The following is an 18853-nucleotide window of genomic DNA, read 5'->3' as shown; positions in this document are numbered from 1 at the left end:
ATGACCTTCGGATTCGCCCGGCCCCTACAGGACGCGTCACCCGACTCGGACGGCTCCACGGCCCGTCCGGGGCGGTTGCTGGAGCCCGCGGAGTGGGCGTCGGCCGGAATCCCGCTGCTGCGCGATCCCCGTGAGGTAGTCGCCGATCTGCACGACCGCCATCTTCCGGGGTGGTCCGCGGTGGTCGTGGCGGTGCTGGACCCCCGGGAGCGGATCGTCGCCAGCGCGTCGTTCACCGGCCCGGCGGCGGCTCCCGACGGCTGGGAGTACCGCAATGCGCTGCTGACGCAGCTGCGCCGGATCATCCCGCACGATCTGCGGCTGCGCGTGCCGGTACGGACGGCGGTGCTGCTGCACTGCCGGGAGGGCGACCCCCGCTGGACGGAGACGGACGGGGCGTGGATGTGGGGCCTGCGCGACGCCTGCACGCTGCACGGCCTCCGGTGCGGCGCGTTCATCGCCCTGACCCGGGACCGCTGGCAGGTACTGGGCGAAGGACGGGGCGGACGGCGCCCCAGGGCGGCCCCGCCCGGACGGCCGGAGCGCGAACCGGACACGGCGCGACCGCGCCCCCGTCATGACGCGCCCGTGAAAGCCACCGGCACCACCGGGGGAAGCGGCAGCGTCGACACCGCCGTGGCGGGTAGCAGCGCCGGCTCCACCGGGCCAGGCGGCACCACCGACCCCACCGGGACCGCGATGGCCGAAGTCACCGACACCACAGGCGAAATACCCACTCCGGACGGCCTCGCGCCGGACGGCCTCATACCGGCCGGCGCGACGCTCCCGCCGGGCCCGCGGACCGCGGCGGAACAGGCCGTCCGGCCGGACCGGCCGCCCGGTCAGGGCGCGACGGCCCCGCAGCGCATCCCTCCGACCCGAAATGCAGCGCCGGACGAACAACAACCGCGGCACGGCGACCGGGGCCTCCCCCGGCGCACCGCCGGGGGAGCGGCCGAAGCGCGGCGCCACCGGGCGGCACGCTGACCGCTCCGGGGCCGACCCGTCGCCCCGTATGCGGGCGCGCGAACGAGCCCGCCCGGCCGTGAGGGCCGGCGGGCCGCACCCGACCTGCGTAGGTCAGGCGTTCGCGCCGAGCACGGCGTTGATCCGGTTCGGGTCGCCGCAGACGATCAGCAGCGCCCCGGCACGGGCCATGGCCGCGGGCAGCGCCCGCGCGGTGACCTCGTCGTCGCCGCCGTTCATGGCGACGACCACGACGGGCCGCCCGCCGAGGCGTTCGGCACCGGCGTCCGCGTAGAACACGTCGTCTCCGGCGTCGTGCTGCGCCCAGTAGGACGCCTCGCCGAAGGACAGTTCGTGGGCCGCCCACGGGTGGTTCTCGCCGGTGGTCAGCACCAGGATCTCGCCCGGCGCACGGCCGGTGTCCAGGAGCAGGTCGACGGCCTCGTCGGCGGCGTCGACGGCTCCGTCGACGGGTGCCGGGATCAGCTGGAGCTGGGCGCCCGCGGCACCACCGGTCGTGGCGACCGGAGGCTGCGGGGAGCCGGTGCGCTGCGCCGGCGGGGCGGGGACCGTTCCGCGCGGCGGAGCGGTGGGTCCGGGCTTGCCCGGACGGGCACTGGACGCGGGGGCGCCTCGCGGCGGCGCGGGGCGGGGACCGGGACCAGGTACGGGACGGGGGGTCGACGCGGTGCGGCCGGCGGCCGGAGTTGCGCGGGGACCCGGGACACTCTCGTGAATCTGAGGCTCCTCGGGGATGAGAGGCATAAAAGGATGTCTATCAAACGTAGGTGCGGGACATGTCAGTGGGTACCGAATTCCTGCCCGCTCCGCTCAGAAGTCGAAGCCGAGTTGGCCACCGGCCTCCAGAGCGGCTGCTTCGGGGGTGACGCGCACCTTCTTGAGGTGCCGCCACCGGGGCAGGGCGTCCATGTAGGACCACGACACCCGGTGGTACGGCGTGGGACCGTGCTCCTCCAGGGCGGTGCGGTGGGTCGGCGAGGGGTAGCCGGCGTTGGCCGCGAAGTCGAAGTCGGCGTACTCCAGGCCGAGTTCGGCCATCATGGTGTCCCGTCGCACCTTGGCGATCACGGACGCCGCGGCGACCGCGACACAGGACTGGTCGCCCTTGATGACCGTACGGACCCGCCACGGCGCGCCCAGGTAGTCGTGCTTGCCGTCGAGGATGACCGCGTCCGGCCGGACCGGAAGCGCCTCCAGGGCGCGTACGGCGGCGAGCCGCAGTGCCGCGGTCATGCCCAGGGCGTCGATCTCCTCCGGGGAGGAGTGCCCCAGGGCGTACGAGGTGACCCAGGTGGACAGCGCCTCGCAGAGTTCGACGCGACGCTTGGGGGTCAGCAGCTTGGAATCGGTGAGTCCGTCCGGCGGCCGGCGCAGACCGGTGACGGCGGCGCAGACGCTGACGGGGCCGGCCCAGGCTCCGCGCCCGACCTCGTCGATCCCTGCGACGATCCGGGCGCCCGTGGTGGCGCGCAGTGATCGCTCGACGGTATGGGTGGGAGGCTCGTACGGCATGGCGCCAGCCAGATTACGCCTATTCGGCGCCGTCGTCCGCATCGGATCCGGACCTTGCCCGCGCGGGCGCCTGCGGCGGACCGTACACGGCGGTCCCCGGCGGCCGCCGACGGCCGGGCGGAAGGGCGCGGACGGGCCCGCCGAACGCGCCGTCGTGGCGTGAAGTCACCGGTGCGCACGGCCCGTTGGGCCCGGGGGCAGCAGGGCGGGCGGTACGGAGGGAGCGGTTCCGGGGTGCCGGTCAGAGGGTGGGCACCCAGGCGGGCAGCGGCTCGGTGCGGGCGAGCCATTCGCGGGGCGGGGTGCCTCCGGGGGCCGCGGCGACGATGCCGCCGACGATGCCGCAGGTGGTGTCGACGTCGCCGCCGGCCCGGACGGTGGTCCAGAACGCCCCCTCGAAGTCGCCGAGGTTGCGGGCCGCCGCCCAGAGGGTGAACGGCACGGTGTCGTGCGCGGTGGTGCGACGGCCGCAGCCCAGGACGGCGGCGACGGTGCCGGGGTCGGCGTAGTCGAGCATGTCGCGGGCCCGGCGCAGGCCGGCCTGTACGGCGCTGCGCGGGATCAGGGCCAGCACGCCGTCGATCAGCTCCCGGGGGCCGGGCGTACGCGCCGGGTCGGCGGCAAGGGCGGCCGCGGCGGCCACGGCCATCGCGCCGACGACGGCCTCGCGGTGCTGGTGGGTGGGGTAGGCGGAGACCTCCGCCTGGTGGGTGGCCTGCTCGGGGTCGTCGGCATACCAGGCGCCGAGGGGGGCGATGCGCATGGCGGCGCCGTTGCCCCAGGAGCCGTGGCCGTTGAAGAGCGCGGCGGACAGTTCGCGCCAGTCGCCGCCGGCGCGGATCTGCCGGAGGAGGCGGTCGACGGCCGGGCCGTAGTCGCGGGCGTCGTCGTGGCGGTCGGCGAAGGAGCGGGCCAGCGCGTCCTGGTCTACGCGGTGGTGGGTGGTGAGGACGGTGAGGACGGAGCAGGCCATCTCGGTGTCGTCGGTCCACCGCCAGGGCCCGGGCGGCAGCTCGCGCCGCCTGAGGTGGGGGTGGTGGGCGGGGACGAAGAACTGCGATCCGAAGGCGTCGCCCACGGAGAGGCCGCGCAGGCTCGCCAGAGCCCGCGCACAGCGGTCCGTGTCACGAGGGTCAGGGGTCGTCATCGCTGTGCACTTTAACCGGTGACGCCATAAGACCGGGGTTCACACCAGCGGTCGAAGGGCCGGTCGAGGCGGTAGCGGCCGTCCGGGCCGAGGAGCAGGGTGCGCCACTCGGCGTTGCCCGGGTTGGACAGCGACTCGAAGTCGGCGACGGTCCAGTGGAACCACCGCATGCAGAACAGCCGCATGGTGATCCCGTGCGTCACGATCAGGACGTTGGGCGGGTGGCGTGGGTCCTCGAAGCTGCGCCAGAGGCTCTCCAGGAAGGCCCCCACCCGGTCATAGACGTCGGCGCCGGACTCGCCCTGTGCGAAGCGGTAGAAGAAGTGGCCGTAGGCGTCGCGGTACGCCTTCTGGCGCCGTACGTCGTCGCGGTCCTGCCAGTTGCCCCAGTCCTGCTCGCGGAGCCGGGGCTCCTCGCGGACCCGGACGCGGCCCGCGTCCAGGCCGAGGCCGCGGAAGGTCTGGTGGGTGCGGCGGTAGGGCGAGACATAGGCGGAGATCCGTTCGTGGCCGAACATCTCCCGCAGCGTGTGCCCGGCCTCCTCGGCCTGGCGACGCCCGGCCCGGGTCAGGGCGAGCGCGTGGTCCGGCTCGCGCTCGTAGACGGTGTCGTCGACGTTCCCCACGGACTCGCCGTGGCGGAGCAGGACGATGCGTCGGGGCCGCGCCATGCGGCCAGCGTAAAACGCCTGCCCTGTACATGCCGTACAGGCGGGGGTGCCCGGTGAACGGAGCCGCGCCACTGCCCGCGCGGACGACGAGGGCCGGGCGCCCCTTCCAGGAACAGCACCGCCCATCCAGGAACGGCACCGCGCGGCGCCAAACGCAACTCAAGTTGCATTAAAATGGGGATGCCGCCCCCTCCCACGACGCGGCCGGAGCAGCAATTGACCGGTGAGGCCGAGCAGAAGCACCCGGCCGGGAGCGACGGCCCCGCGCCCCCTGCCACGCCCGGCACGCGGCGCCCCGGCGGACGCCCGGCCCGCACCCCGGCCGCCGTCCGCGACGCCGTGCTGTCCGGCCTCACCGAACTCGGCTACCCCGGGCTGACCGTCGAGTACGTCGCCGAGCACTCCGGGGTGCACAAGACGACCCTCTACCGCCGCTGGGGGGACGTGGAGGGCTGGTGGCCGAGGCCCTGGACCTGGCGGGCGAGGACAGCTGGCCGCCGCCGGACACCGGGTCACTGGAGGGCGATCTGCGGGCCCTCGCCCGGGAGGTCGTCAGCTCGTTCACGGGAGCCGCGGCGGCCGCGTCCGGCTCCGCGATGATCGCCGCCGGCTTCCGGTCGGAGCGGGCGGCCACGGCCCTGCGCGCCTACTACGCCGAGCGGTTCACACGCTGCGAGGCCATCGTCGAACGCGCCGTGCGGCGCGGCGAGCCGGCGGCCGGCCCGGAGACCGACATCGACGCCGGGGCGCTGGTCCGGGCCGCGCCCGCCCCGTTGCTCTGCCGGCTCTTCGTCACCCGCGAGCCGATCGACGCCGCGCTCGCCGACCAGGCCGCGGCGGCGGCACTGGCCGCGGCCCGCGCGGGCGTCTTCACCCGCTTCACCCGCGGCCGGTCCGCCGGCAGCGCGGCGGACCTCCCGGAGCGGGCGGGCTGAGCCCTGCGCTCACACCGTCCAGGAGGGTTCGAGCTGCACCACGTCGCCCGCGATCGCCTGGACGTCCGCGGCTATCTGGGCCCGCAGCGCCAGCCGCTCCACCCTCTCCGGGCGGTACTTGCCGCGCTCGGCCGCCGACTGCCACATCGACAGGACCAGGAACTCCTCGCCCGGTGCCCGGCCCACCATCCCCCGCAGCATCCCGGGCGAACCGGCCATCGCCGGATTCCAGACCTTCTCCTGCATGAGCACGAAGTGCTCCACCCGGTCCGGGCGCACCCGGCAGTGCGCCAGCCGTAGCACGTCGGCGTCCCCGAAGGCCGGCCGGAACCCGACCTTCACGTCGAATTCGTGCTCGAACAGCCGGACTTGCGGGTCCTTGTAGGTGCCGGCCTGGGCGGCCGCCAACCGGTCGTGCGAGCGCGCCATGAAAGAGTCGTAGAAGGCCCGGCTCTCCCAGAAGCCGATCAAGTGCGCCACTCCGGGCCGGGACCGGCTCCAGCCCCCGGCCTGTCCCCGGAAACCGGGCTCCCCCAGGAGCCCGGCCCATTTGCGCTGCCCCCGTTCGAACCCTCGGCGGTCCACGACGGTAAGGCGAATCCACTTGACCAGCACCGCGCCATCGTACGGCCCGGTGACCACGGGTACCGCTGGACGCCGGCTTCCCGCCGCCCCGAACTCCCTTACGGAAGCGGATCGATGGCCGTCGGTACACCCAGGCGACGCCCCACCTCCCCGACGGCCGCCGCACACAGGCCCTCCCGGCCGGCGCGGCCGATCAACTGCACGCCGCGGGGCAGCCCGTCCACCACTCCGTCGGCACCGCCACGGCGGGCATCCCCACGCGGCCGGTCGCGATACTCACGCGCCGGCAAGCCACAGTCACTCCGGCGGCTCCACGGGCCGGCGTCGACAAAGGCCGCCGCCCCCTCGATGGCGGCAGTCTCCTCCACCGTGAACGGCACGCCGGCCAACCAACGGGCCCGGGGCGACGCCCGCAACACGCCTGCGGCCGGTCGCCGACCTTCGACGTTCCGATGCGCTCACATCGCCACGCCATCGTCGTAACCTTGCAAGCGATACGAACGCATCGGATAAAGCGGGGAGCCCGGATGCCCAGGCAGGTCGACCACGAGAGCCGGCGCCGCCGGATCGCCGACGCCGTGTGCCAACTCGCCGACGAGAGCGGCCTTGAGGGGGTGACCCTCAGGGACGTCGCGGCCCGCGCGGAGGTGTCCATGGGGGCCGTCCAGCGCTGCTTCCGCACCAAGGAGGAGATGCTGGTCTTCGCGCTCACCCACATCGGTGAGCAGATCACCGCCCGCGTGACGACACGACTGGCGTCCTCGCCCGCCCAGTCGGCCCGCACGACACTCGGGCACGCGGCGACCGAGGTCGCACTCCTGCAGGAGCAGCAACGCGCCGAGGCGCGCGTCTGGCTGGCCTTCGTCGCCCAGGCCGCGGTCACCCCGCGCCTGGCGGCCAGCCTGCGCGACAGCTACGCCGAACTCCAGCAGCTCTTCGCCCGGTTGATCGCCGAGGCCACCGGGACCGCCACCCCACAACGCTCCGCCCGCGCCCTCCTCGCCCTCACCGACGGCCTCACCACCCACGTCCTGATCGGCCACCTCTCCCCCACCGAGGCACTGGACGTCCTCGACGACCACCTCACCCGTCTATGGGGCGAAGCGCCGACATGAAGCCTCGAGGGGCGGACACAATGCATCCCATTGCACCGAGACACTGGGACACATTGCGCCGATGGCAATGACGGCTTTGCAGCGAGTGCGTCAACGCACCTGGAGCGTCACGGACTTACCGGGTCGGTGCCCACGACCACGTGGCACGATGGTCGAACACGGGGAAATCCCGGGGAGTTGCCCGCGGACACGCGGACGGGCTGGGCCACGGGAGCTGACGGAAGGGGACCCGGTGAGCACGTTCAACAAGGGGATCGAGAAGGTCGTGGTGGCGCTCGGATGGGACCCCAGCCCCATCGGTGAGCCGGACATCGACCTTGACCTCATCGCGGCGACATATGCGGCGGACGCGCCGCACGGCGAGCCGGCCTATCTGGTGCACTTCGACAGCCGATCGCCGGACGGAACCATCATGCTCAACCGCGACAGCCGCACCGGGCAGGGGTTCGGTGACGACGAGGTCATGACGCTTGAGCTGGAGCGCCTGTCGGAGCACTACTCGCGTGTCGTGGTGGGTGTGGTGATCCAGCAGGCACACGGCCGCAAGGTCTTCGGCGAGGTGGAGAACACCCTCATCGAGGTACGCGAGGGCTACACCAGGCTGGCGCGGAACGATTTTGCCGGGGTGCCGGACGCCACGGCTGCGGCAGTCGCCGAATTCACACGCGACGCATCGGGCGAATGGCGTTTCCAGCCCGTACTGCGCGGGTTCGACACCGACCCGGAGGGGTTCGCCAGGCTGATGGGCGCCTGACACCCGGGGTCAGCCGACGGCAAACAGCGAGGGGAGGCGGTGACAAACCGCCTCCCCTCCGACGCTCGCACCCCGACCTCCCCCACCACCACTCAGGCCGTAACCCCGTATACCCCGGATACCTCCCCGAGGACGACGCGCTGGGCGAGGCCGAAGAACGGCGCGACGGAGACAAGAGGTGAGGGGAAAAAAGGAGAAGAGAGAAGAGCTGAGGGCAGGCCGGACGACAACAGCAGCAGCCCCTCGCCCACAGTCCTCGCCCCCGATCACCACCGACCCCCAAATTCCAACCTGGACCCCGACACCGCCAACTCGCCTCCCCCGCACCGCGATTCCCTATTTCCCCGGCGTCCTCTATGCCTCCGGCATAACCATTTGCCCCGCGGTTCGCCCCCGGCCAAGGATTACGCCCATGCCTGTTTTCACCGCATCCGACGGGACCGTGCTCGCCTATCACCTCGCCGGAAAAGGCGCGCCGCTGCTCTGCCTTCCCGGTGGCCCGATGCGTGCTTCCGCCTACCTCGGCGACCTCGGTGGAATGGCGGACCACCGCCAACTGATCCGGCTCGATCTGCGCGGCACCGGTGAATCCGCTATTCCCACCGACCCGGCGAGCTACCGGTGCGACCGTCAGGTGGACGACGTCGAGGCGCTGCGCGCGCACCTCGGGCTCGCCCGCGTCGATCTTCTCGCGCACTCCGCCGCCGGTGATCTCGCCCTGCTCTACGCGTCCCGTCTTCCGGCGCGCATCCGCAGCCTCACCCTGGTCACCGCCCGGGCCCGGGCCCTGGGCGTCGACTTCACCGAAGGGCATCGCCGGGAAGCGGCGGCGCTGCGGTCCGCCGAACCGTGGTTCCCGGACGCGTACCGCTCCTACGAGGCGGTCTGGTCCGGCACCGCCACCGATGCCGACTGGGACGCCATCGCCCCGTTCTTCTACGGCCGTTGGGATGCGGCAGCCCAGGAGCACGCCGCATCCGAGGTCCCCCAGACCAATGAGGAGGCCGCGGAACGGTACGCGTCCGCCGGTGCCTTCGACCCGGCGGCGGCGCGAGCCGCCCTGGCCGCGCTGGACGCGCCGGTGCTTCTCCTCACGGGCGAGCTGGACAGCGGGCCGCGGCCCCGGGTGGCCGAGGAGATCGCCGCCCTGCTGCCCGGCGCCACGCTGACCGTCCAGCCGGGCGCCGGTCACTTCCCCTGGCTCGACGCCCCGGAGCGTTTCACCCGGACCGTTGTGGATTTCCTCCCACAGCCCGGCTGACCAGCGGGAAACATCACCTCAGACGCCCCCACACACAGCAGAGCGGTGGAGCCGGGTCTCCCCGTCTCCACCGCTCTGATCGCCATGTGCGACCTGGTCGCCCCGTCGCCGGGATCGCTCCCAGCGTGGCCGAGCCGATCCAACCGGCCCGGTCAGCTCAGGCCCGCCGGCCGATCACCGGTCGAGGCCCTCGCCCCCAGGGGCGATCGGCTCAGCTGCAGCCGCTGGTCGATCCGCAGCCCTCGCAGAGGTAGCAGCTGCCGGCCCGCTGCATCTTGGTGCCGCAGGAGAAGCAGAGCGGCGCGTCGGCGTTGATGCCCAGCTGCATCTCGACCAGCTCGGCGTTGGTGTGCGCCTGCTTGGGGGCCGGTGCGGCGGTCTCCTCGACGGCCTTGGCGGCCGGCGCGGACTCCTTCTGCGGCTCGATCTGCCGCGGCGCGGACTGGGCCAGGCCCTCCACGTCGACCTCGTCGTCGGGCAGCTCGTACGAACCGGTCTCCAGGTGGCGCTGGCGCTCCTCGACGGAGTGGATGCCCAGAGCCGAGCGGGTCTCGAACGGCAGGAAGTCCAGCGCCAGGCGGCGGAAGATGTAGTCGACGATCGACTGCGCCATCCGCACGTCCGGGTCGTCGGTCATACCGGCCGGCTCGAAGCGCATGTTGACGAACTTCGAGACGTAGGTCTCCAGCGGCACGCCGTACTGGAGGCCGACCGACACCGCGATGGAGAAGGCGTCCATCATGCCCGCGAGGGTCGAGCCCTGCTTGGACATCTTCAGGAAGACCTCGCCGAGACCGTCGTCCGGGTAGGAGTTGGCGGTCATGTAGCCCTCGGCGCCGCCGACCGTGAAGGAGGTGGTGATGCCGGGACGGCCCTTGGGCAGGCGCTTGCGGACCGGGCGGTACTCGACCACCTTCTTCTCCGCGACCGGCTCGGCCTCGGCCTTCTTCTCCTCTTCCTTCTTCTTGGCGGAGAGGGGCTGGCCGACCTTGCAGTTGTCGCGGTAGATCGCGAGCGCCTTCAGGCCGAGCTTCCAGCCCTGGAAGTAGACGTCCTCGATCTCCTCGACGGTGGCCGACTCCGGGACGTTGACCGTCTTGGAGATCGCGCCGGAGAGGAACGGCTGGGCCGCGGCCATCATGCGGACGTGACCCATCGGGGAGATGGAGCGCTCGCCCATGGCGCAGTCGAAGACCTCGTAGTGCTCCAGCTTGAGGCCGGGGGCGTCGACGACATTGCCGTGGTCGGCGATGTGGGCGACGATCGCCTCGACCTGCTCGGGCTGGTAGCCGAGCCGCTTGAGCGCCTTGGGGACCGTGTTGTTCACGATCTGCATGGAGCCGCCGCCGACCAGCTTCTTGAACTTGACCAGCGCCAGGTCCGGCTCGACGCCGGTGGTGTCGCAGTCCATCATCAGGCCGATGGTGCCGGTCGGGGCCAGCACGGACGCCTGGGCGTTGCGGAAGCCGTTCTTCTCGCCGAGGTGGAGGACGTCCTGCCACGCCTCGGTGGCCGCGGCCCAGACCGGGGTGTCCAGGTCGTCCATCCGCTTGGCCTCGCCGTTGGCGTCGGCGTGCTGCTTCATGACGCGCTTGTGGGCGTCGGCGTTGCGGGCGTAGCCGTCGTACGGGCCGACGATCGCGGCCAGCTCGGCGGAGCGCTTGTAGGAGGTGCCGGTCATCAGCGAGGTGATGGCACCGGCCAGCGCGCGGCCGCCGTCGGAGTCGTAGGCGTGGCCGGTGGCCATCAGCAGGGCGCCGAGGTTGGCGTAGCCGATGCCCAGCTGGCGGAAGGCGCGGGTGGTCTCGCCGATCTTCTGGGTCGGGAAGTCCGCGAAGCAGATGGAGATGTCCATCGCCGTGATGACCAGCTCGACGACCTTGGCGAACCGCGCGGCGTCGAAGGACTGGTTGCCCTGGTCGTCGTCGCGGAGGAACTTCAGGAGGTTGAGCGAGGCGAGGTTGCACGAGGAGTTGTCCAGGTGCATGTACTCGCTGCACGGGTTGGACGCGGTGATGCGACCGGACTCCGGCGAGGTGTGCCAGTGGTTGATGGTGTCGTCGTACTGGATGCCGGGGTCGGCGCAGGCCCAGGCGGCCTCGGCCATCTTGCGGAACAGGCCCTTGGCGTCGACCTCCTCGATGACCTCGCCGTTCAGCCGGCCGCGCAGGCCGAACTTGGCACCGGACTCGACGGCCTTCATGAACTCGTCGTTCACACGGACCGAGTTGTTGGCGTTCTGGTACTGGACGGACGTGATGTCGTCGCCGCCCAGGTCCATGTCGAAGCCCGCGTCGCGCAGCGCGCGGATCTTCTCCTCTTCCTTGACCTTGGTCTCGATGAACGCCTCGACGTCGGGGTGGTCGACGTCCAGGACGACCATCTTGGCCGCGCGGCGGGTGGCGCCGCCGGACTTGATGGTGCCGGCGGAGGCGTCGGCGCCGCGCATGAAGGAGACCGGGCCGGAGGCGTTGCCACCGGAGGAGAGCAGCTCCTTGGAGGAGCGGATGCGGGAGAGGTTCAGGCCGGCGCCGGAGCCGCCCTTGAAGATCATCCCCTCTTCCTTGTACCAGTCCAGGATCGACTCCATGGAGTCGTCCACGGAGAGGATGAAGCAGGCGCTGACCTGCTGCGGCTGCTGGGTGCCGACGTTGAACCACACCGGGGAGTTGAAGCTGAAGACCTGGTGGAGCAGGGCGTAGGCCAGCTCGTGCTCGAAGATCTCGGCGTCCGCCGGGGAGGCGAAGTAACCGTTCTCCTCGCCGCTCTTGCGGTACGTCTTGACCACGCGGTCGATGAGCTGCTTGAGGCTCGACTCGCGGGCCGGGGAGCCCACCGCGCCGCGGAAGTACTTGCTCGTGACGATGTTGACCGCGTTCACCGACCAGAACTCGGGGAACTCGACGCCACGCTGCTCGAAATTGACCGAGCCGTCGCGCCAGTTGGTCATGACGACGTCACGGCGCGCCCACTCGACCTCGTCGTACGGATGCACGCCGGGGGTGGTGTGGATGCGCTCGATACGCAGACCCTTGGCCGTCTTGCTTCCCTTGGCGCGGGAACCTCGTGCCGGGCCGCTCGTCGTCTCTGTCATTCCGCCTCCCTGTATACGGGCAAACGCCCATATGTGCCCACAAATTCCGTGGCACGGTGTATGTCTTTCCCGAACCGGGACGCCCTGCTCTCGCCCCGATCCGGGTCTGGATTGCGCGCCGAGCTCAGTCGGCGGCGTTGACGGGCACGGGAAGGGCCGGCTCGCCGGCCTTCTCGTCGCTCCCGTCGTGCGCGGGCGACCCATCGCGCTGCTCCCGCAGCTCGGAGATGGCCGCCTCGAAGTCCTCGAGTGAGTCGAACGCCCGGTAGACGGACGCGAAGCGCAGGTACGCGACGAGGTCGAGTTCCTGCAGCGGGCCCAGTATGGCGAGCCCGACGTCATGGGTGGTCAGCTCCGCGCTGCCGGTGGCGCGCACCGCCTCCTCGACCCGCTGGCCGAGCTTGGCGAGGGCGTCCTCGGTGACCGGGCGCCCCTGGCACGCCTTGCGCACCCCCGCGATGACCTTGGTGCGGCTGAAGGGCTCGGTGACCCCGCTCCGCTTGATCACCATCAGCGACGCCGTTTCGACGGTGGTGAAACGGCGGGAGCAGTCGGGGCACTGGCGGCGCCGGCGGATCGCCGTTCCGTCGTCCGTGGTGCGGCTGTCGACGACCCGGCTGTCCGGGTGCCTGCAGAAGGGGCAGTGCATGGCTCCACCCTCCTCACCCTCGAAAACGGACGCACGCCGACGGAACCGGCGTACGGTGACGGAACCTCCGGCCGGTCCGTACGGGCCCTTCGGAGCAGCCACAAGCATAGGCGATCCGTGGGGCCCGACGGACCCGGCACCACAACTTGTAGGCGGCCGCCCGCATCTAAGCACTAGATGTGGTGTCGGGGTGCTTATATCTGCCTACCGCGTGTCGCCACGAAGGGCCGGTGCGCGGCGCCGCCTTCCAGGGGTGGGGGCCGGGCGCCGGCCGGGCCGGCGGACCGCCCAAAGGGTACGGGAAGCCACCCGGCACGGGGGCCGCAGGGGCGGGGATGACACAATCGGCGACGCTGCGGCGGGCCCCCCGCCGCGGTACCGTTCGCCGCTTTTCGGGACGGGCACCGACCGGCATTTCGGACAGGAATCCGGACGGGAATCCCGGGCAGGACGTCCCGGAGGCCGGAATTGCCATTCGGCCATACACCGCACCGCTTGATCAGGTCAGCCAATCGCGGAATTTTTCACTCGAACGTGTGTTTGGCGCAACCTTTCGAAAGCAACTACCGTTGGCTAACTAGGGAGAACATTTCGAGAGGGGCCGACGTGACCACCACCGCAGACAGCGCGACCATCACCGCACAAAGCCACTCCCCGAGCCGATTCGAGCAACAGCAAAGGGCACCGCGGCCGATGGACGAGACCACGTCGGACTCCGAAGAGCACAAGCCGACCCGTTCGCTGCCGGGGCGCCCCCCGGGTATTCGTGCCGACAGTTCCGGGCTCACCGACCGCCAGCGCAGGGTGATCGAGGTGATCCGGGATTCCGTGCAGCGGCGCGGATATCCACCGTCCATGCGGGAGATCGGCCAGGCGGTCGGCCTCTCCAGCACCTCCTCCGTCGCCCACCAGCTGATGGCGCTGGAGCGCAAGGGCTTCCTCCGGCGCGACCCGCACCGCCCGCGGGCGTACGAGGTCCGCGCCTCGGACCAGCCGTCGAGCACGGCGACCGAGACCGCGGGCAAGCCCGCCGCGTCCTACGTCCCGCTGGTCGGCCGGATCGCGGCCGGCGGCCCGATCCTGGCCGAGGAGTCCGTCGAGGACGTCTTCCCGCTCCCCCGACAGCTGGTCGGCGACGGCGAGCTGTTCGTGCTGAAGGTCGTCGGCGACTCGATGATCGAGGCGGCGATCTGTGACGGCGACTGGGTCACCGTCCGCCGCCAACCGGTCGCGGAGAACGGCGACATCGTCGCCGCCATGCTCGACGGCGAGGCCACCGTCAAGCGCTTCAAGCGCGAGGACGGCCATGTCTGGCTGCTGCCGCACAACTCCGCGTACCAGCCGATCCCGGGCGACGAGGCGACCATCCTGGGCAAGGTGGTGGCGGTGCTCCGCCGGGTCTGACCCCGCCCCACGACCGAGCCCCGGGGCGGAACCACTGCGCCGGTTCCGTCCCGGGGCTCTGTATGTCCCGGCGGGGCCCGCTCCCTCGGGGCCCCGCTCTCGCACTACTCCCCCGCCGCCTCCTTGGCCGCCTTGTCGATGGCAGCCAGCGAGCGGCGGACCTGATTGCGGTCGGTGGTGTACCAGAAGTCCGGCATGGACCTGCGGAGGAAGGAGCCGTAGCGGGCCCGCTCCACGCGCGGGTCCAGCACCGCCACCACACCGCGGTCGCCGGTGGCCCGGACCAGACGGCCGGCGCCTTGGGCCATCAGCAACGCGGCATGGGTCGCCGCGACCGCCATGAAGCCATTGCCGCCGGCCTCCTCCACCGCCTTCTGCCGGGCGCTCATCAGCGGGTCGTCCGGCCGCGGGAACGGCACCCGGTCCATGACCACCAGCTGGCAGTTGGGGCCCGGGACGTCCACGCCCTGCCACAGCGAGAGAGTGCCGAACAGGCACGTCCGGGCGTCCGCGGCGAACGTCCGGATCAGCTCGCCGAGGGTCTCCTCGCCCTGGAGCAGGACCGGCACGTCCAGCCGGCCGCGCATCGCCTCCGCCGCCGCCTGTGCGCCCCGCATCGACGAGAACAGCCCCAGCGTCCGCCCGCCGGCCGCCTCGATCAGCTCCGCCAGCTCGTCGAGCATGTCGTCGCGGCTGCCCTCCCGGCCCGGCTGGGCCAGGTGCTTGGCGACGTAGAGGATGCCCTGCTTGCCGTAGTCGAAGGGCGAGCCGACGTCCAGGCCCTTCCATACCGGCTCGTCCTCGGTCGCGGTGCCCTCCGGGCCCAGGCCCAGCGAGGCGGCCACGCCGTTGAAGTCGCCGCCCAACTTGAGGGTGGCGGAGGTCAGCACCACGGAGCGGTCGGTGAAGAGCTTCTCCCGCAGCAGCCCGGAGACCGACAGCGGCGCCACCCGCAACGACGCCCCGAAGCGATCATGGCGCTCGTACCAGACCACGTCGTACTCGGAGCCGCCCGCGATCCGCTCGGCGACGTCGTGGACGGTCTCCACCGAGGCCAGGGCCTGCTTGCGGACGGCGTCCTCGTCCTGGACGGACTTGTCGCGGGTCGAGCCGAGCGCGACGATCACCGTGCGGGCCGCGTCCCGCAGCGCCATCAGGCAGTAGCCGAGGTCCTCGGGGAGCTCCTCCAGGCGGCCGGGCAGGGCCAGCTCCATCAGGCGCTCGAAGGTCTCGGCGGCGGTCTGGAGCTGGTCGGCGGCCTTCTCGTTGACGAGCTTGGCGGCGCGCCGCACCGCGCGGTTGACCTGGCCGGGGGTGAGCTCGCCGGTGGCCGCGCCCGTCACCCGGGAGACCAGCTCATGGGCCTCGTCGATGATCAGGACCTCGTGCTGCGGCAGGACCGGGGCGCCCTCGATGGCGTCGATCGCCAGCAGCGCGTGGTTGGTGATCACCACGTCGGCGAGCTTGGACCGCTCCCGGGCCGCCTCGGCGAAGCACTCCGCGCCGTACGCGCACTTCGAGGCGCCCAGGCACTCCCGGGAGGAGACCGAGACCTGGCCCCAGGCGCGGTCCGAGACACCGGGGGTCAGGTCGTCGCGGTCGCCGGTCTCGGTCTCGTCCGCCCAGTCCCGCAGCCGCAGCAGGTCCTTGCCGAGCTTGCTGGTCGGCGCCGTCTGCTCGAAGACGTCGAAGAGGCCGTCCTCCTCGTCCTGCGGGGCGCCCTCGTGGAGGCGGTGCAGGCAGAGGTAGTTGGAGCGGCCCTTGAGCATCGCGAAATCGGGGCGGCGGCGGAGCTGCGGATGCAGCGCCTCGACCGTCCGCGGCAGATCGCGCTCGACGAGCTGGCGCTGGAGGGCGAGGGTCGCCGTGGCGACCACCACTCGCTCGCCGTGGGCCAGCGCGGGCACCAGATAGCCGAGGGACTTTCCGGTGCCGGTGCCGGCCTGTACCAGCAGGTGGGACTGGTCGTCCACGGCCTCGGCGACGGCCTCGGCCATGGCCACCTGGCCGGGCCGCTCGGTGCCGCCGACGGCGGAGACGGCGGCATGGAGCAGATCGGGGAGAGAGGGCTTCGTCATAGCGCTTGCAAGCCTACGCGGGACCACTGACAGCGCGGGCCGGTCCCGCGGGGTACCCGGTCACGGGGCGTACAGGGGGTTGGGGACGGTGCCGTGGACGGCGGCGTGCGGGCGGTCGCGGCGGTCGCGGTAACCGTCCACGTGCAGTCGGTTGCGGTTCAGGCACAGCCGCTCGATCTCCGGCGTGAGCAGGTCGAAGGTCTCCTGCCGCTCCTTGAGATGCGGGAAGCGCTCGTGGTGCCGCAGGATCTCCGCCCGGACGAGTGACCAGAACTCGTCCTCGGGGACGCCGAGTTGGTCCTCGCACAGCGGTGCCAGATAGCGGAAGACGCCGACGAAGAGACCGGAGTGGATGAACTGGGTGAGGAAGGACGGCGGTTCGGTCAGCAGCACCGCCCGGACGTCGCCCGGCATGGCTTCGTGCTCGGGCAGCGGCTGGGAGCTGGTGTTGACGTCGTCGACGAAGTCCTTCATGGCCAGGCGGGTGGGGACGTCGTGCTCGTCGAAGACGACGATGGCGTTCTCGCCGTGCGGGGAGAAGACCGTGCCGTACTGGTACAGGAAGTGCAGCAGGGGCGGCAGCAGCGCGGCGAACAGCCGGGCCAGCCAGACCCGCGGGGACCGGCCGGAGCGGTGCACCAGCTCCGCGGTCAGGGCGCGGCCGGCGGGGTCGGTCTGCAGCAGGGAGGCCAGGGTGCGGGCGCGCTCCCCCGGCTCCAGGTGGGCGGCGAGCGGCTCGCGCCAGATGCAGCCGAGCAGTTCCTTGTACTGGTAGGGGACGCCGGGCAGCCGGTCGTAGAGGGGGTGCTCGACGGTGACCGAGGCGGTCTCGCCGAGGAGGATCACCCGGGTCTCGTCGCGCAGATACGTATCGCCGTCGCGCAGGCCGTGCACCCAGGCGGTGACGGCGGGGGCGGCGAGGGTGCGCTCGGTGGGCAGGCCCCGCCAGACCAGGGTGTTGAGGATGGACAGCGGCAGTTTGACGGTGCGCGCCCGGGGGCGGGTGAGGTTGAGGAAGGTGCGGATCGACTGCTGCGGGAGCCGGAGGTCGTTGTCGGTGGGCAGCGCGATGATGGATTTGTCGGCGAGTTGCGGGGCGAAGAGCGGGGCGATGGTCTCGTCCCACTGCCAGGGATGCACGGGGAGGTAGAGGTAGTCGGCCGGGTCGCGGCCGGCGTCGGTGAGCGTGCCGGCGAAGGCGTGCCGGGTGGCGGGGGCGAGCTCCTCGCCGTAGAGGAGATCGGGGGTGGCCAGGGCGGGGACGCCGCGGTAGTGGGCGATGCGGCGGTGCGCGGCGAGCCAGGGCAGCGGCTGCGGGGTGCGGGCCTCGGGTGCCCAGGTCCCGGCGTCGGTCGCGGAGAAGCCGAGCCGTCCCTTGTTGGCGACGAGCCAGGGGTGGCCGGTCTGGTGTCCTTCGAGGGCGGCGTAGTCCAGGTCGGCGAGGTCCGCGGCGCTGAGCGCGGTGGCGTCCAGGCGGGTGTCGGCGGCGAGGGTGGCGGTCAGTTCGCGGATGAGGTGGCCGGTGGTGTCGCCGGACAGGCCGAGGACGGTGTCGTGGGCGTGGGTGACGAAGCGCAGCGGATCGGCGTGCGGGGTGATCGAGTGCGGGTCGATGCGCCAGTGCCCGTAGGAGCTTCTGCGGGCGGTGAAGCGGTAGGTGAGGTCGTCGGTGATCGGCAGGCGGTAGCGGGGGGTGCCGTCCAGGGTGGTGCCGTCGGGTTCGGGGGTGAGGATCTCCTCGTAGGCGAACTCCGCGAGGGTCTTGGCGAAGAGCCGGCGGGCGGCGCGCTGCCAGGCGTCGTGCGACGGGGTCCGCCCGGGCGCGACGGGAGCGGCGGGAGCAGTGGGACGGGACACAGGAGACAAGGTGGGACTCCTCGGGACGGGACCGGCCCGGCACGTGCGGGGGACAACCGGACCGGCGGGATGGATGGCGGACCGGACCGGGGCCGTCGACGGACGGCCCCGACTTTCAGAGCCGGTGGCGGTGCGCGCGGTCGCGGATCATCAACGCCGCGCGCTTCTCCGGGAGTTCGATCTCCTCGGCGTAGCGGAAGCCGGCGCCGAGGAACGCCGCGACCGAGCCGGTGTTGCGCAGGTCGGGTTCGGCCAGGACGCGCTCGCAGCGCGGGCGGTGGTCGAGGATGAGGTCGGCGGTGGCGCGCAGCAGCGCGGTGCCCAGGCCGCGGCCGCGGTCGCCGCTGCCGCCGATGAGCAGGTGGATGCCGGTGTCGTGGGGGCGGGCGCGGTAGTAGTCGGCGACGCGGTCCAGTTCGGCGCGGTAGATCTCCCAGTAGCTCATCGGGACGCCGTCCAGGACGCCCAGGCAGGGCACGCTGCGGCCGTCGCCGTCCAGTTGGGCGCGCAGATGGGCGGCGGTGGTCTCCGGGGGGCCGGCCAGCTCCCAGAAGGCGGCGACGGCCGGATCGTTCATCCAGGCGGTGATCCGGTCCAGGTCGCGGTCCACCTCCACCGGGACGAGGGCGAACGGCCCGGCGGGGGTGTCGGCCGGCGGCCAGCCGGCGAGGTCGTCCAACAGCGGGCCCGCGGCCGGGGTGGGGGCTGCGGGCGGCGTCACGCCGGGGTGGGGCGCGGGCGGTTCGCCGCGGGTGTCGTCCGGCGCGGGGGTGAGGCCGGATTCGGTCGAGGGCACGTGACGCT

Annotated in this window: 14 protein-coding genes and 2 pseudogenes; 6 read left to right on the top strand and 10 right to left on the bottom strand. The window is 72.1% G+C overall.

What is annotated here, in order from left to right:
* Positions 1-576, top strand: a pseudogene (locus K2224_RS41115) (hypothetical protein); the annotation flags it as partial.
* A gap of 504 nt (positions 577-1080) precedes the next feature.
* Here K2224_RS41115 and K2224_RS34910 read toward each other — a convergent pair.
* The 4 genes from K2224_RS34910 to K2224_RS34895 all read right to left on the bottom strand — a co-directional run bounded on the left by K2224_RS34910 (position 1081) and on the right by K2224_RS34895 (position 4317).
* A complete protein-coding gene (locus K2224_RS34910; RefSeq protein WP_221911133.1) occupies positions 1081-1731 on the bottom strand; it encodes a hypothetical protein in 651 nt (216 codons plus the stop codon).
* Positions 1732-1797: 66 nt separating this feature from the next.
* Complete coding sequence (locus tag K2224_RS34905) at positions 1798-2499, bottom strand: ribonuclease HII (protein ID WP_221911132.1); 702 nt, start codon at positions 2497-2499, stop codon at positions 1798-1800.
* 241 nt (positions 2500-2740) lie between these two features.
* Positions 2741-3646, bottom strand: a complete 906-nt coding sequence (locus K2224_RS34900) for an ADP-ribosylglycohydrolase family protein (RefSeq protein ID WP_221911131.1) — start codon at positions 3644-3646, stop codon at positions 2741-2743.
* An 11-nt stretch (positions 3647-3657) separates the two neighbouring features.
* A complete protein-coding gene (locus tag K2224_RS34895; RefSeq protein WP_221911130.1) occupies positions 3658-4317 on the bottom strand; it encodes a histidine phosphatase family protein in 660 nt (219 codons plus the stop codon).
* A gap of 180 nt (positions 4318-4497) precedes the next feature.
* On the opposite strand from K2224_RS34895, the pseudogene K2224_RS34890 reads away from it, so the two are divergent.
* Positions 4498-5252 (top strand): annotated as a pseudogene (locus tag K2224_RS34890) (TetR-like C-terminal domain-containing protein).
* A 9-nt stretch (positions 5253-5261) separates the two neighbouring features.
* Here K2224_RS34890 and K2224_RS34885 read toward each other — a convergent pair.
* Complete coding sequence (locus K2224_RS34885) at positions 5262-5867, bottom strand: YdbC family protein (protein ID WP_221911129.1); 606 nt, start codon at positions 5865-5867, stop codon at positions 5262-5264.
* Positions 5868-6364: 497 nt separating this feature from the next.
* On the opposite strand from K2224_RS34885, the gene K2224_RS34880 reads away from it, so the two are divergent.
* The 3 genes from K2224_RS34880 (at position 6365) to K2224_RS34870 (ending at position 8967) form a co-directional block, all read left to right on the top strand.
* Positions 6365-6952: a TetR/AcrR family transcriptional regulator gene (locus K2224_RS34880; RefSeq protein ID WP_221911128.1), complete on the top strand. Its 588-nt coding sequence runs from the start codon at positions 6365-6367 to the stop codon at positions 6950-6952.
* A gap of 232 nt (positions 6953-7184) precedes the next feature.
* Positions 7185-7706, top strand: coding sequence for a TerD family protein (locus tag K2224_RS34875; protein ID WP_221911127.1), 522 nt, complete (start codon positions 7185-7187; stop codon positions 7704-7706).
* A gap of 412 nt (positions 7707-8118) precedes the next feature.
* Positions 8119-8967: an alpha/beta fold hydrolase gene (locus tag K2224_RS34870; RefSeq protein ID WP_221911126.1), complete on the top strand. Its 849-nt coding sequence runs from the start codon at positions 8119-8121 to the stop codon at positions 8965-8967.
* A 211-nt stretch (positions 8968-9178) separates the two neighbouring features.
* Here K2224_RS34870 and K2224_RS34865 read toward each other — a convergent pair whose 3' ends face one another.
* Together K2224_RS34865 and nrdR are read right to left on the bottom strand one after the other, a co-directional pair.
* The gene (locus K2224_RS34865; protein WP_221911125.1) at positions 9179-12061 is read right to left on the bottom strand and encodes a vitamin B12-dependent ribonucleotide reductase; all 2883 of its coding nucleotides are present in this window, start codon (positions 12059-12061) and stop codon (positions 9179-9181) included.
* A gap of 124 nt (positions 12062-12185) precedes the next feature.
* Entirely contained in the window at positions 12186-12710 is a 525-nt protein-coding gene (gene nrdR / locus K2224_RS34860) for a transcriptional regulator NrdR (protein WP_221911124.1), read from the bottom strand.
* Between the two features lie 606 nt (positions 12711-13316).
* Between nrdR and lexA the strand changes: the two genes are divergently transcribed.
* Positions 13317-14114, top strand: a complete 798-nt coding sequence (gene lexA / locus K2224_RS34855) for a transcriptional repressor LexA (RefSeq protein ID WP_221911123.1) — start codon at positions 13317-13319, stop codon at positions 14112-14114.
* A 104-nt stretch (positions 14115-14218) separates the two neighbouring features.
* Here lexA and K2224_RS34850 read toward each other — a convergent pair whose 3' ends face one another.
* The 3 genes from K2224_RS34850 to K2224_RS34840 all read right to left on the bottom strand — a co-directional run bounded on the left by K2224_RS34850 (position 14219) and on the right by K2224_RS34840 (position 18845).
* Positions 14219-16192 carry an ATP-dependent DNA helicase gene (locus K2224_RS34850; protein ID WP_221911122.1) on the bottom strand — a complete coding sequence of 658 codons (1974 nt, stop codon included), beginning with the start codon at positions 16190-16192 and terminating at the stop codon, positions 14219-14221.
* 60 nt (positions 16193-16252) lie between these two features.
* Entirely contained in the window at positions 16253-18049 is a 1797-nt protein-coding gene (locus K2224_RS34845; RefSeq protein WP_221912140.1) for an IucA/IucC family siderophore biosynthesis protein, read from the bottom strand.
* 115 nt (positions 18050-18164) lie between these two features.
* Positions 18165-18845 carry a GNAT family N-acetyltransferase gene (locus K2224_RS34840; RefSeq protein ID WP_221911121.1) on the bottom strand — a complete coding sequence of 227 codons (681 nt, stop codon included), beginning with the start codon at positions 18843-18845 and terminating at the stop codon, positions 18165-18167.
* Positions 18846-18853: the final 8 nt, after the last annotated feature.

It is taken from the genome of Streptomyces sp. BHT-5-2 (genome assembly GCF_019774615.1).
Taxonomy (GTDB): domain Bacteria; phylum Actinomycetota; class Actinomycetes; order Streptomycetales; family Streptomycetaceae; genus Streptomyces.
This window is presented reverse-complemented; position numbering and strand designations above follow the sequence as displayed.